We start from the raw sequence: 12,417 nt of genomic DNA on the forward strand, positions 1-12,417 counted from the left end.
GGCTTTTGAGGTCCCTTTTCGAAATCTCGCAAAGGGTGACTGACAGCGGCGCTCGCTTCTGACAAAATATAGGCAATCCCCCCTTTCGAACGTTACAGACGGAATCTTCTCTCTGATGGCAGCAAAGATTATTGACGGTAAAACGATTGCGCAGCAGGTGCGCTCTGAAGTTGCGGAAAAAGTGAAGGCGCGTACAGCGGCCGGAAAACGCGCTCCCGGGCTGGCCGTTGTGCTGGTTGGCAGCAACCCGGCATCGCAGATTTATGTCGGCAGCAAACGCAAAGCGTGTGAAGAGGTGGGGTTCGTCTCCCGCTCTTACGATTTGCCGGAAACCACCAGCGAAGCGGAACTGCTGGAACTTATTGACACCCTGAATGCCGACAGCGCGATCGACGGTATTCTGGTTCAGCTGCCGCTGCCTGCGGGCATCGACAACGTGAAGGTACTGGAGCGTATTGCGCCGGACAAAGACGTGGACGGTTTCCACCCGTACAACGTTGGCCGCCTGTGCCAGCGCGCGCCGCGTCTGCGTCCGTGCACGCCGCGCGGCATCGTTACGCTGCTGGAACGCTATAACATCGATACTTACGGCCTGAACGCCGTGGTAATTGGCGCATCCAACATCGTTGGCCGCCCGATGAGCATGGAGCTGCTGCTGGCCGGCTGCACCACCACCGTGACCCACCGCTTCACCAAAAACCTGCGTCACCACGTCGAAAATGCGGACCTGCTGATCGTCGCGGTCGGTAAGCCGGGCTTTATTCCAGGCGAGTGGATTAAAGAAGGCGCGATTGTCGTGGACGTGGGTATTAACCGTCTGGAAAACGGCAAAGTGGTTGGCGACGTGGTGTACGAAGACGCCGCCGCGCGCGCGTCTTACATTACCCCGGTTCCGGGCGGCGTAGGCCCGATGACCGTAGCAACATTAATTCAGAATACCTTGCAGGCGTGCGAGGAATACCACGACGTAGAGGACGCGTAAGATGGCCACTTTTTCATTAGGCAAACACCCGCACGTTGAGCTGTGCGACCTTCTCAAACTGGAAGGCTGGAGCGAAAGCGGCGCGCAGGCGAAAATCGTTATCGCCGACGGGCGGGTATTGGTCGACGGCGCGGTGGAAACCCGCAAGCGCTGCAAGATTGTCGCGGGCCAGACCGTGAGCTTTGAAGGACAGAGCGTGACCGTGACGGCCTGAGCCGTTTGATGCCCTCACCCTAACCCTCTCCCACCGGGAGAGGGGATAAAATCCCCCTCCCCCCATCACGGTTATTTATCGATCAACTTCAAACAATCACTCTTTCATCTGAAGAAATGTGAAATTTAAGTTGCGCGGAATTCATGCTTTCATCACGATAAGTAGAACGTTCTACTAAAACGTTCTACTTACAATAACAGCGCTAAAAAAGCGCTACTCGGGGGAAATCAGCATGGGTCTGATATCAGGGTTTGTTAAATCGTTGTCAAAGTTATCGATGATTGGTCGCGCCTTAATGCTGCCAATTTCACTGCTTCCCGCTGCGGGCCTGCTGCTTGCCTTCGGCGATAAATTTCACCTGCCGCTGATGATGAACGCGGGCGGGGTTATCTTTGATAACCTGCCGATGCTGTTCGCCATCGGCTCTGCCGTCGGCCTGGCGTCAGAATCCGGCATCGCGGCGCTTTCTGCGGCGGTCTCGGTATTTGTCACCAACATCACCATCGGCACCGTGCTGAGCATCACGCCGGAGATGGCCTCTCAGGGCGGGAAATACGCCATGGTGGTCGGCATCCCGACGCTGCAGATGGGCGTCTTTGGCGGCCTGATCTGCGGTATTCTCGCGGCCTGGTGCTACAACCGTTTCCACACCATGCAGCTACCGGAGTTCCTCGGCTTCTTCTCCGGCAAGCGTTTTGTGGCGATAGCGACGGCGTTCCTGTCGTTCCTGCTCGGCCTGCTGCTGCCGTACGTCTGGCAGCATATTCAGTCCGGTATCGACACGCTTTCCGTGGTGGTAAACGGGGATAACCAGGCGGCTTCGACCTTTATCTTCGGCCTGGTGGAACGCGCGCTGATACCGCTCGGCCTGCACCACATCTGGTATCCATCCTTCTGGTATTCCTTCGGGGATTACACCACCCAGGCGGGCCAGGTGATCCACGGCGACCAGACCATGTGGTTCAAGATGCTGGAAGAAGGAGTGAAATCCTTCAGCAGCGACACCTACCAGAACGCCGGCAAGTTCATGCAGGGCGAGTTCCCGCTGATGCTGTTCGCGCTGCCCGCAGCGTGCCTGGCGATGTACCACGAAGCCCATACGAAGAATAAGAAAATCGCGGCCGGTATTCTCTTTTCAGCGGCGCTGACCTGCTTCCTGACGGGGATCACCGAGCCGGTAGAGTTCACCTTCATCTTCGTGGCGCCTATCCTTTACGTCTTCAACGCCATCATGGCGGGCCTGGCGTACATGACCATGTACCTGCTGCATGCGCACATCGCCAAGTCTTTCTCGGCGGGCTTTATCGACTACCTGTCGTTCGGGATCCTGCCGTCGTTTAACGGCTACCAGACCAATTTCCTGAGCGCCGCGATCGTCGGTATTCCAATGGCGCTGATTTACTACTTCACCTTCCGCTTCGTGATCCGTCGCTTTGACGTGAAAACGCCGGGCCGTACTGAAGTAACTGCCAATGCGAATGACAAGTCCGATTCCGAACTTGCCACCGAGATCATCGGCCTGCTGGGCGGCGCGCAGAACATTGACTCCGTCGGCGCCTGCATCACCCGCCTGCGTCTGGAAGTGGCGAAGAGCGATGTGGTGGATAAAGACGGTCTTAACGGACTCGGCGCGCGCGGCGTGGTCTTCGTTGGCGACAACGGTATACAGGTGATTTTCGGTGCCAGAGCACAGTTTATCGCCCAGACCATGTCCACCATGATCGGCAAATAATAAGATGCCTGAAAGACACGTCTCCTGTACGCTGGGAGGCGTGTCTTATCTGGCTGATAATCGGTAAATTTCAGGGAGCGGTTTTGAAGAAAGTCAGCATTATTGATGTCGCAAAGCACGCGGGCGTCTCGGTGTCTACCGTGTCGCTGGTGCTACGCCAGAAAGGAAAAATCTCAGAGGCGACGATCGGGAAGGTCAATGCCGCCATCACTACGCTGGGCTATGTTCATAACGTCGCCGCTGCCAACCTTCGCGCCAACACCTCTAATCTTATCGGCCTGATCCTGCGCGACTTCAGCGACAGCTTTTCCATCAAGGTGATGGCGAGCATCGTCCAGGAGCTGGAGAAGCAGGGGTATATGGTTTTTCTCGGCCAGCCGCTGAACGATAGTGAACATCTGGAACGCACCCTGCTGTCGTTTAAGCAACAGGGTGTGGCAGGGGTTATTTATCTTGCGTCCGATACCTGCACGCCTGCCCTGCCTGAACAAATCCGTCAGTGCCCGCTGCCGCTGGTGGCGGTTTCTCAGTCTCTGCTGAATGAAAAGTGCAACCTGGTGATGCGCGATAACCGCCAGGCGGCGAACCTTGCCGCGCGCTATTTGATTGAGCGCGGGCACCGCAACATCGCCTATATTGGCGGCCGGGAAGGCTGCCTGATCCGCGAGCAGCGCCTGCTCGGCTTTCGCAGCGCGATGACGCAAAACGGGCTGGTCCTGCGCGATGAATTTTCCCCCGCCTGCAGCGACGACACGCAGGCCGCCGCGATGGCAACGCGCCAGCTGCTTGAGAAAAACAGCTCCATCACCGCCCTGCTCTGCCATTCACCGGATGCCATGATCGGCTCTATTTCCGGCATACATCAGGTCGGCCGTACCGTGGGGAAAGATGTGTTCCTGACCCAGCAGGTTGCGCTGGTCGGCTTTGAAGATATGCTCCACATTAACCTCACCTCGCCGTCATTTACCTACGTCTCCTCGGCCAGCGACGAAACCGGGCGCCAGGCGGCGGGGCTGATTATCCGTAAGCTGAAAGAGCCGGATCTGCAAACCCAGCGCATTACCCTTTCCGGGCAGCTTATCGCGCGGGAGTCAGCGTAAAATCAGAATGTAGCACAGGTTTTCTGGTGCGAGATTACTGCTATATTTCCATGATTTGCCATGGATAATCGCGATGCCTACCGTTATCACTCACGCCGCTGTACCTCTTTGCCTGGGCTTAGGCCTGGGAACTAAAGTTATCCCTCCCCGCCTGCTGTTTGCCGGCGTCGTGCTCGCCATGCTGCCGGACGCCGACGTGCTGGCGTTCAAACTTGGCGTCGCCTACGGCAATATTTTCGGCCACCGCGGCTTTACCCATTCGCTGCTGTTTGCCTTTGTGGTGCCGATACTCTGCGTTTTCATAGGGCGGCGATGGTTCATGGCCAGCCTGACGCGCTGCTGGCTGTTCTTAACGGTCTCGCTGCTGTCGCACAGCCTGCTGGATTCCGTTACCACCGGCGGGAAAGGCGTCGGCTGGCTGTGGCCGTGGTCAGATGAAAGGTTCTTCGCGCCGTGGCAGGTGATTAAGGTCGCGCCGTTTGCGCTGTCGCGCTACACCACGCCGTACGGGCATCAGGTGATTATCTCGGAACTGCTGTGGGTGTGGCTGCCGGGGGTAGTGCTGATGGGGTTGTTGTGGTGGAGAAAACGTGCGCGCTGATGCCCTCACCCCGGCCCTCTCCCACAGGGAGAGGACCGAACGATCCCCTCTCCCTGTGGGAGAGGGTTAGGGTGAGGGTGGAAATTACTTACGACGCCAGGTCGTCCCCTGCGGGCCGTCTTCCAGAATAATGCCCATCTCGGTCAGACGATTACGCGCCGCATCCGCCGCCGCCCAGTCTTTGGCCTGACGCGCTTCCAGACGCGCCTTAATCAACGCTTCAATCTCCGCCACTTCGCCGTCGTCCGCCTGCGCGCCGCTCTGCAGGAACGCGTCCGGCTCCTGCTCCAGCAGGCCGAGCACGGAAGAGAGCTTGCGCAGATGGGACGCCAGGGCATTTGCCGCGGCCATATCCTCTGACTTCAGGCGGTTCACTTCGCGCGCCATGTCGAACAGCACGGAGTAGGCTTCCGGGGTGTTGAAGTCGTCGTTCATCACCTCAATGAAGCGCGCTTCGAACGCCTCGCCGCCCGCAGCAGGAACAGACCTGTCGGTGCCGCGCAGCGCGGTGTAGAGACGCTCCAGCGCCGAACGCGCCTGCTTCAGGTTCTCTTCGCTGTAGTTCAGCTGGCTGCGATAGTGGCCGGACATCAGGAAGTAGCGCACGGTTTCCGCGTCGTAGTACTTCAGCACGTCGCGCACGGTGAAGAAGTTGCCGAGCGATTTCGACATCTTCTCGCGGTCAACCATCACCATCCCGGAGTGCATCCAGTAGTTAACGTACTCGCCGCCGTGGGCGCAGGTAGACTGCGCGATTTCGTTTTCGTGGTGCGGGAACATCAGATCCGAACCGCCGCCGTGAATATCGAAGTGTTTGCCGAGCTGCTTGCAGTTCATCGCGGAACATTCAATGTGCCAGCCCGGACGGCCTTCGCCCCACGGGGACGGCCAGCTTGGTTCGCCCGCTTTGGACATTTTCCACAGCACGAAGTCCATCGGGTTACGCTTCACGTCAACCACGTCAACGCGCGCACCGGCCTGCAGCTGATCCAGATCCTGACGCGAAAGCGCGCCGTAGGTTGGGTCCGTTGGCACCGAGAACATCACGTCGCCGTTATCCGCAACGTAGGCGTGACCGCGTTCGATCAGCTTCTCGGTGATGTCGATAATTTCATGGATATGGTGGGTCGCACGCGGCTCGCTGTCCGGGCGCAGAATGTTTAAGGCGTCGAAATCCTTGTGCATTTCGACAATCATACGGTCCACCAGCGCAACGAAGCTTTCGCCGTTCTCATTAGCGCGCTTGATGATTTTATCGTCGATATCGGTGATGTTACGCACGTACTTCAGGCTGTAGCCCAAGAAGCGCAGGTAGCGTGACACTACGTCGAAAGAGACAAACGTACGGCCATGGCCGATGTGACAGAGATCGTAAACCGTAATACCACACACGTACATGCCAACTTCCCCGGCATGGATAGGTTTAAATTCCTCTTTTTGGCGCGTCATTGTATTAAAGATTTTTAACATCGAAGATTCCATGTAAACACGTGTGTGGACGAAAACCGGGTATTCTACCCGTAATTCAAACCCGAAGCAGCACACAATGCAAGGTGATCGCATCCTGTGGTTATGCTATAACAAGCCCCTATAGATGACCCGAACGCGGGTCGATGTACCACAATAACGGAACAGGATGCAAAAATGGTTACTTTCCACACTAATCATGGCGATATCGTAATCAAGACCTTTGATGACAAAGCGCCTGAAACAGTTAAAAACTTCCTGGACTACTGCCGCGAAGGTTTCTACAACAACACTATTTTCCACCGCGTGATCAACGGCTTTATGATCCAGGGCGGCGGTTTCGAACCTGGTATGAACCAGAAAGAGACCAAAGAAGCGATCAAAAACGAAGCAAATAACGGTCTGAAAAACACCCGCGGCACGCTGGCAATGGCCCGTACCCAGGCGCCTCACTCCGCAACCGCACAGTTCTTCATCAACGTGGCAGACAACGACTTCCTGAACTTCTCTGGCGAAAGCCTGCAGGGTTGGGGCTACTGCGTATTCGCAGAAGTGGCTGAAGGTATGGACGTGGTTGACAAGATCAAAGCCGTCTCTACTGGCCGCAGCGGTATGCACCAGGACGTTCCTAAAGAAGACGTTGTGATTACAAGCGTGACCGTCAGCGAGTAATTGGTGGCGACACTCTTTATTGCGGATCTGCATCTGCAAACGGAAGAACCGGCGATCACCGCCGGTTTTCTGCGTTTTTTACGCGGTGAAGCGAAAAGCGCCGACGCGCTGTACATTCTGGGCGACCTGTTTGAAGCCTGGATTGGCGACGACGATCCTAACCCGCTGCACCGTGAAATAGCTGCCGCCATTAAAGCACTCGTGGATTCCGGCGTTCCCTGCTACTTCATTCACGGCAACCGTGATTTCCTGCTCGGCAAGCGCTACGCCCGCGAAAGCGGCATGACGCTGCTGCCTGAAGAGCAGGTGCTCGATCTCTATGGCCGCAAGGTACTGATCGTGCACGGCGACACGCTCTGCACCGACGATACCGGCTACCTAGCCTTTCGCGCTAAGGTTCACACCCCGTGGATCCAGACGCTGTTCCTGGCCCTGCCGCTGTTTATCCGCAGCCGCATCGCCGCCAAAATGCGCGCGGGCAGCAAAGCCGCCAACAGCAGCAAATCCATGACCATTATGGACGTTAACCCGCAGGCGGTCGTTAACGCCATGGAGAAGCATCACGTCCAGTGGCTTATCCACGGGCATACCCATCGCCCTGATGTCCATACTCTGATGGCCAACGGCGAACCCGCCCACCGCGTGGTGCTGGGCGCGTGGCACGCTGAGGGCTCGATGGTCAAAGTCACGCCGCAAGGCGTTGAGCTCATCGCCTTTCCTTTCTGATTCTCCCACCGCACTAAATGATCAAACACATTCAATTTTATTGAATGATATCGGCAAATTGTTTCGATTTTAATCACTCCATGGTCGGTCTATTATTTATCACATCAGGGCAACACACCCTACTACAGACAAAACACTTAAGGAATACGACCATGAAAACCATCAAAACTTTCGTTGCAGTTGCTGCTCTCTCCCTGGTTTCTTTCGGTTCTTTCGCCCAGAGCGTTAGCGCGACCGGTTCAACTCTCGACCGTGCAGAAGCAAAAATTGCCGCTCAGGCTGCTGAACAGGGTTCGTCTTACAAAATCACCAGCGCACAGTTCAACAACCGCGTACACATGACTGCAGAACTGACTAAATAAGAACCTGGATTGCCGTGCCGCCAGCTGAGACTAGCGACAGCGACAAGATGATGAGGAAGGAACAAAGAATGAAAAAAATCAGCATCGTGAGCGCCCTGCTGCTAGCAGCCTTAGTGTCCAGTGGCGCGATGGCAGCGGAGAATCGCTTCTCCATGCCAGAAGCAGGCTCAAACAGGGACACCGGCATGGTGAATCATATTGACGTCAGCCACGCGTTCGACAAAGCGAACCTGACCGCAGGGGATCTTCAGTAAAATCCGCGCAAAACAGACCGCTCTACGCGGTCTTTTTTGTTATGCATTCCCGCCCACAACGGCTCATCTTTTAACCGCGCAACCGTTTTCCTTGCCCGTATTACATGCTATTCTCTGTGCCCTCGAAAGCAGTGTGTTTCGCACCACAGGAGTTTTAAGACGCATGTCTTCCCGCAATAATCCGGCGCGTGTCGCCATCGTGATGGGGTCCAAAAGCGACTGGGCTACCATGCAGTTCACCGCCGAAATCTTTGAAATCCTGAATGTTCCGCACCACGTTGAAGTGGTCTCCGCGCACCGTACTCCTGACAAACTGTTTAGCTTCGCCGAAAGCGCCGAAGAGAATGGTTATGAAGTGATTATTGCCGGTGCGGGCGGCGCAGCACATCTGCCGGGCATGATTGCCGCCAAAACGCTGGTACCGGTTCTGGGTGTTCCAGTGCAAAGCGCCGCGCTAAGCGGCGTGGATAGCCTCTACTCTATCGTCCAGATGCCGCGCGGCATTCCTGTCGGCACGCTGGCGATCGGCAAAGCGGGTGCGGCAAACGCAGCCCTGCTGGCAGCCCAAATCCTGGCGACTCACGATAAAGACCTGCACCAGCGTCTGGCCGAATGGCGTAAAGCCCAGACCGACGAGGTGCTGGATAACCCGGACCCGCGGGGTGCGGCATGAAGCAGGTTTGCGTTCTTGGCAACGGTCAGCTAGGCCGGATGCTGCGTCAGGCCGGTGAACCGCTGGGCATTTCCGTCTGGCCCGTCGGGCTGGACGCCGAGCCGGAAGCCGTGCCGTTCCATCAGAGCGTGATTACCGCTGAGATCGAACGCTGGCCGGAAACCGCGCTGACCCGCGAGCTGGCCCGTCACAACGCCTTCGTGAACCGCGACGTTTTCCCGATCATTGCTGACCGTCTGACGCAAAAGCAGCTGTTCGACAAGCTCGGCCTGGCGACCGCGCCGTGGCAGCTGTTGTCGGATAAAAGCGAATGGAATGACGTTTTCGCCATGCTGGGCGAACTGGCCATCGTGAAGCGTCGCGTTGGCGGCTACGACGGCCGCGGGCAGTGGCGACTGCGCGCGGATGACGCCGCCGAGCTGCCGGACGACTGCTACGGCGAGTGCATCGTTGAGCAGGGCATTAACTTCAGCGGCGAAGTGTCGCTGGTGGGCGCGCGCGGGCACGACGGCCACACCGTGTTTTACCCTCTGACCCATAACCTGCATCAGGACGGCATCCTGCGCACCAGCGTCGCCTTCCCCCACGCGAACGCCGAGCAGCAGGCGCAGGCGGAAGAGATGCTTTCAGCCATTATGCACGAGCTGGACTATGTCGGCGTCATGGCGATGGAGTGCTTCATCACCCCGGCCGGCCTGCTGATTAACGAGCTAGCGCCGCGCGTGCACAACAGCGGCCACTGGACGCAAAACGGCGCGTCCATCAGCCAGTTCGAGCTGCACCTGCGCGCGATTACCGAGCTGCCGCTTCCGCAGCCGGTGGTGAACAGCCCGTCGGTGATGATCAACCTGATCGGCACCGATCTGAACTACAGCTGGCTTAAGCTGCCGCTGGTGCATTTGCACTGGTACGACAAAGAAGTACGTCCGGGGCGTAAAGTAGGCCACCTGAACCTGAACGATTCGGATACCGACCGCCTGAGCGCCACGCTTGAAGCGATCTCCCCTCTCCTGCCGCCAGAATACGCGAGCGGCATTGTCTGGGCACAGTCAAAGCTGAAATAGCTCTCCCTTCGCCGGGGAGTTGATATTCCTCCTCCCCGGCGTAAAATCCCCGCCCATTGCTGCTTAGCTTTCTTCTGGAATAACCATGAACGATGGAACGGACTATCGCGCGATCCTCGCGTCCGGTACCCCTTTAATCGACGTTCGCGCGCCGATCGAATTTGCACAGGGCGCGATGCCCGCCGCGCTCAACCTGCCCTTGATGAACGATGACGAGCGTGCCGCCGTCGGCACCTGCTATAAGCGCCAGGGGCCCGACGCGGCGCTTGCGCTCGGCCATAGCCTGGTGAACGGCGAGACGCGTGAAGCGCGTATCAACGCCTGGCGCGAAGCGAGCCTTGCGCACCCGGAGGGCTATCTCTGCTGCGCGCGCGGCGGCCAGCGTTCGCATATCTCGCAGGCGTGGCTCAAAGAGGCGGGCATCGACTACCCGCTGATCCGCGGCGGCTATAAGGCCCTGCGTCAGGCGGCGATACAGGCAACAGTTGAGCAGTCGCAAAAGCCGATGGTGCTTATCGGTGGCTGTACCGGAAACGGCAAAACCCTGCTGGTGAAGCAGCACGCGCAGGGTGTCGATCTGGAAGGGCTGGCGCACCATCGCGGTTCGTCGTTTGGCCGCACGCTCACGCCGCAGCTTTCCCAGGCCAGCTTTGAAAATCACCTTGCGGTTGAGCTACTGAAAAAAGATGCCGCACGCTGGGTGCTGGAAGACGAGGGCCGGATGATTGGCTCCAACCACCTGCCGGAGTGCCTGCGCGACCGCATGGTTGACGCCCCTATCGTTGTCGTTGAAGACCCGTTTGACGTCCGCCTTGAACGCCTGCGCGAAGAGTATTTCGATCATATGTGGACGGATTTTTCTGCTGCGTACGGTGAAGAGGCGGGCTGGAAGGAGTACAGCGAGTACCTGCATCACGGCCTGTTCGCCATTCGCCGCCGTCTGGGGCTGCAGCGGTATGCGGAATTCACCGCGCTGTTAGATTCCGCGCTGCTGGAACAGCAACGCTCTGGCAGCACGGACGCGCACTTCAGCTGGCTTGCGCCGCTTTTGAAGGACTATTACGACCCAATGTACGGCTATCAGCTGGAGAAAAAGGCGGAAAAGATTGTGTATCGCGGTACGTACGCAGAAATTGCTGAGTGGCTTGATCGCTGAAAAATAAAGCCGGGTGGCGAGGTAAAAGCAAAACGGCAACTAGGGTTGCCGTTTTTAATGTTTGTTCCCTCTCCCGTGGGAGAGGGTTAGGGTGAAGGCATCAGGCCGCACCCTACAAGACGGCTTAGAAGTCGTAACGCAGACGCACCAGGTTCATGTCGCCCAGGTTGTCGGTGCTGGAGGTGAACACGTGTTCGTAATCCACGCGGAAACCGTAATCCAGCTGGAAGCTGATACCCACACCGTTGTCGATGCGCTGGTAGTTACGGCCGTTCACGTACTGAATACGGTCACCCATGAAGTAAGGCTGGATGGATTTAACCGCATACTGACCGATTGGGAACTTGTAGCCCGCAAAGTATTCAATACCCCATGCGTCACCGGCGAAGTAGTCGTTAACCGACACTTTTTTGGTGGTCATGAAGTTCTGATACCAGCCGCCGCCGGCGGAGAAGGTCCAGTTGTCCGGCGTCCAGCTCAGCGCGGTACCGAGAATGTTCTGGTCGTAGGTTTTGCTGTCGCCGTTGTCCGGGTTACGCATGTCCGCGCGGGTGTAGTTCCACGCTGCGCCCCAGGTCAGATCGGTGGTCAGGTGATAATCCAGACCCAGCGAGCCGCCGCCTTTACGCTTGTAACGCAGGCCGTTACCCGGCAGGTATTCGCTGTCTTCAAACAGGTAGGATGCATAGATGTCTGCATCGCCAACGGTTTTCTTGTACTTCAGCATCTGGCGTGAACGATAAGAACCGTCGTAGTCGCCGTTGATGCCGTTGCCCGGTGCCTGGCCGATCATGTCGTAGTCCCAGATATCGGTTTTCGCGCCAACCACATCATAGTAAACGCTGTTCTGTTGACCGAAGGTCAGCGTACCCCAGGTGTCGCTCTTCAGACCGGTGTACAGCATACGACGAGACGTGTCGTGCGCACCCTCGGCGTAGTGGTTATCCCAGTTGAACTGCGCTGGAATGTTCACACCCAGCTCGTAGTAGCTGATCCAGCTGATGTCATCAAACAGATAGTAATCTGCTGCGAAACGGAAACGGGTGCCGCCGTCAAAGCCGTTACGCTTATAGCTGTTTTTACCGTCGTCGCCGGTCATGTTCTGGAACTGAGGACGAATACTGCCGCCAACGGTGAAATTCAGACGGCTCAGCGGGTTACCCGCCTGAGGATCTTGCTTAAGTACTGTGATTTCCGCCTGGGATGCGAAAGACGTCAATGCCACCGCCGCGCCGATCGTTACCGCCAGCGCTGATTTTTTTATAGTCATTATTTTTCCTTGATAGACACGCTGCTAAATATTTAGCAGGTGAATATTAACTGGAAATAATGGGGCTGTGTGGGCGGGTTTTTAATGTTTTGTGCTACTAAAGCTTGTGGTATTACCGATTTGTGCTACTAAGTGATTACGCAC

Annotated in this window: 14 protein-coding genes; 12 read left to right on the forward strand and 2 right to left on the reverse strand. The window is 57.1% G+C overall.

Annotated elements, in window-relative coordinates; all coding sequences use genetic code 11:
* The first annotated feature begins 115 nt into the window (after nt 1-115).
* The 5 genes from folD (at nt 116) to D5067_RS17265 (ending at nt 4,629) form a co-directional block, all read left to right on the forward strand.
* The gene (folD, locus tag D5067_RS17245) at nt 116-982 is read left to right on the forward strand and encodes a bifunctional methylenetetrahydrofolate dehydrogenase/methenyltetrahydrofolate cyclohydrolase FolD (RefSeq protein ID WP_119935223.1); all 867 of its coding nucleotides are present in this window, start codon (nt 116-118) and stop codon (nt 980-982) included.
* Nucleotide 983: 1 nt separating this feature from the next.
* On the forward strand, nt 984-1,196 hold the full coding sequence (ybcJ, locus tag D5067_RS17250; RefSeq protein ID WP_116341500.1) for a ribosome-associated protein YbcJ: 213 nt from the start codon (nt 984-986) through the stop codon (nt 1,194-1,196).
* A 232-nt stretch (nt 1,197-1,428) separates the two neighbouring features.
* Complete coding sequence (locus D5067_RS17255) at nt 1,429-2,928, forward strand: PTS transporter subunit EIIC (protein ID WP_119935224.1); 1,500 nt, start codon at nt 1,429-1,431, stop codon at nt 2,926-2,928.
* Between the two features lie 83 nt (nt 2,929-3,011).
* On the forward strand, nt 3,012-4,028 hold the full coding sequence (gene malI / locus D5067_RS17260; protein ID WP_119935225.1) for a Mal regulon transcriptional regulator MalI: 1,017 nt from the start codon (nt 3,012-3,014) through the stop codon (nt 4,026-4,028).
* Nucleotides 4,029-4,101: 73 nt separating this feature from the next.
* The gene (locus D5067_RS17265) at nt 4,102-4,629 is read left to right on the forward strand and encodes a metal-dependent hydrolase (protein WP_119935226.1); all 528 of its coding nucleotides are present in this window, start codon (nt 4,102-4,104) and stop codon (nt 4,627-4,629) included.
* Between the two features lie 84 nt (nt 4,630-4,713).
* Here the strand turns inward: D5067_RS17265 and cysS are convergent, their stop codons facing one another.
* The gene (gene cysS, locus D5067_RS17270) at nt 4,714-6,099 is read right to left on the reverse strand and encodes a cysteine--tRNA ligase (protein ID WP_119935227.1); all 1,386 of its coding nucleotides are present in this window, start codon (nt 6,097-6,099) and stop codon (nt 4,714-4,716) included.
* Nucleotides 6,100-6,273: 174 nt separating this feature from the next.
* On the opposite strand from cysS, the gene ppiB reads away from it, so the two are divergent.
* The 7 genes from ppiB (at nt 6,274) to mnmH (ending at nt 11,003) form a co-directional block, all read left to right on the forward strand.
* Nucleotides 6,274-6,768 carry a peptidylprolyl isomerase B gene (ppiB, locus tag D5067_RS17275; protein ID WP_119935228.1) on the forward strand — a complete coding sequence of 165 codons (495 nt, stop codon included), beginning with the start codon at nt 6,274-6,276 and terminating at the stop codon, nt 6,766-6,768.
* A gap of 3 nt (nt 6,769-6,771) precedes the next feature.
* Complete coding sequence (gene lpxH / locus D5067_RS17280) at nt 6,772-7,494, forward strand: UDP-2,3-diacylglucosamine diphosphatase (protein ID WP_119935467.1); 723 nt, start codon at nt 6,772-6,774, stop codon at nt 7,492-7,494.
* A 152-nt stretch (nt 7,495-7,646) separates the two neighbouring features.
* Complete coding sequence (locus tag D5067_RS17285; RefSeq protein ID WP_119935229.1) at nt 7,647-7,856, forward strand: YdgH/BhsA/McbA-like domain containing protein; 210 nt, start codon at nt 7,647-7,649, stop codon at nt 7,854-7,856.
* A 68-nt stretch (nt 7,857-7,924) separates the two neighbouring features.
* Nucleotides 7,925-8,110, forward strand: coding sequence for a hypothetical protein (locus tag D5067_RS17290; RefSeq protein ID WP_119935230.1), 186 nt, complete (start codon nt 7,925-7,927; stop codon nt 8,108-8,110).
* Between the two features lie 163 nt (nt 8,111-8,273).
* Nucleotides 8,274-8,783 carry a 5-(carboxyamino)imidazole ribonucleotide mutase gene (gene purE / locus D5067_RS17295; protein ID WP_119935231.1) on the forward strand — a complete coding sequence of 170 codons (510 nt, stop codon included), beginning with the start codon at nt 8,274-8,276 and terminating at the stop codon, nt 8,781-8,783.
* Nucleotides 8,780-9,847, forward strand: coding sequence for a 5-(carboxyamino)imidazole ribonucleotide synthase (gene purK, locus D5067_RS17300; protein WP_119935232.1), 1,068 nt, complete (start codon nt 8,780-8,782; stop codon nt 9,845-9,847). The genes purE and purK overlap by 4 nt, the downstream gene beginning before the upstream one ends.
* An 85-nt stretch (nt 9,848-9,932) precedes the next feature.
* A complete protein-coding gene (mnmH, locus tag D5067_RS17305; RefSeq protein ID WP_119935233.1) occupies nt 9,933-11,003 on the forward strand; it encodes a tRNA 2-selenouridine(34) synthase MnmH in 1,071 nt (356 codons plus the stop codon).
* Nucleotides 11,004-11,127: 124 nt separating this feature from the next.
* Here mnmH and D5067_RS17310 read toward each other — a convergent pair whose 3' ends face one another.
* Nucleotides 11,128-12,273 carry a porin gene (locus tag D5067_RS17310; protein ID WP_119935234.1) on the reverse strand — a complete coding sequence of 382 codons (1,146 nt, stop codon included), beginning with the start codon at nt 12,271-12,273 and terminating at the stop codon, nt 11,128-11,130.
* Between the last annotated feature and the right edge of the window lie 144 nt (nt 12,274-12,417).

The sequence above is a fragment of the Enterobacter huaxiensis genome (genome assembly GCF_003594935.2).
GTDB lineage: Bacteria > Pseudomonadota > Gammaproteobacteria > Enterobacterales > Enterobacteriaceae > Enterobacter > Enterobacter huaxiensis.

Bases quoted from the DNA above. Each gene is read 5' to 3' on its own strand.
- folD (WP_119935223.1), top strand. From the start codon at position 116: ATGGCAGCAAAGATTATTGACGGTAAAACGATTGCGCAGCAGGTGCGC.
- ybcJ (WP_116341500.1), top strand. From the start codon at position 984: ATGGCCACTTTTTCATTAGGCAAACACCCGCACGTTGAGCTGTGCGAC.
- D5067_RS17255 (WP_119935224.1), top strand. From the start codon at position 1,429: ATGGGTCTGATATCAGGGTTTGTTAAATCGTTGTCAAAGTTATCGATG.
- D5067_RS17265 (WP_119935226.1), top strand. From the start codon at position 4,102: ATGCCTACCGTTATCACTCACGCCGCTGTACCTCTTTGCCTGGGCTTA.
- cysS (WP_119935227.1), bottom strand. From the start codon at position 6,099: ATGTTAAAAATCTTTAATACAATGACGCGCCAAAAAGAGGAATTTAAA.
- ppiB (WP_119935228.1), top strand. From the start codon at position 6,274: ATGGTTACTTTCCACACTAATCATGGCGATATCGTAATCAAGACCTTT.
- D5067_RS17285 (WP_119935229.1), top strand. From the start codon at position 7,647: ATGAAAACCATCAAAACTTTCGTTGCAGTTGCTGCTCTCTCCCTGGTT.
- D5067_RS17290 (WP_119935230.1), top strand. From the start codon at position 7,925: ATGAAAAAAATCAGCATCGTGAGCGCCCTGCTGCTAGCAGCCTTAGTG.
- purE (WP_119935231.1), top strand. From the start codon at position 8,274: ATGTCTTCCCGCAATAATCCGGCGCGTGTCGCCATCGTGATGGGGTCC.
- purK (WP_119935232.1), top strand. From the start codon at position 8,780: ATGAAGCAGGTTTGCGTTCTTGGCAACGGTCAGCTAGGCCGGATGCTG.
- mnmH (WP_119935233.1), top strand. From the start codon at position 9,933: ATGAACGATGGAACGGACTATCGCGCGATCCTCGCGTCCGGTACCCCT.
- D5067_RS17310 (WP_119935234.1), bottom strand. From the start codon at position 12,273: ATGACTATAAAAAAATCAGCGCTGGCGGTAACGATCGGCGCGGCGGTG.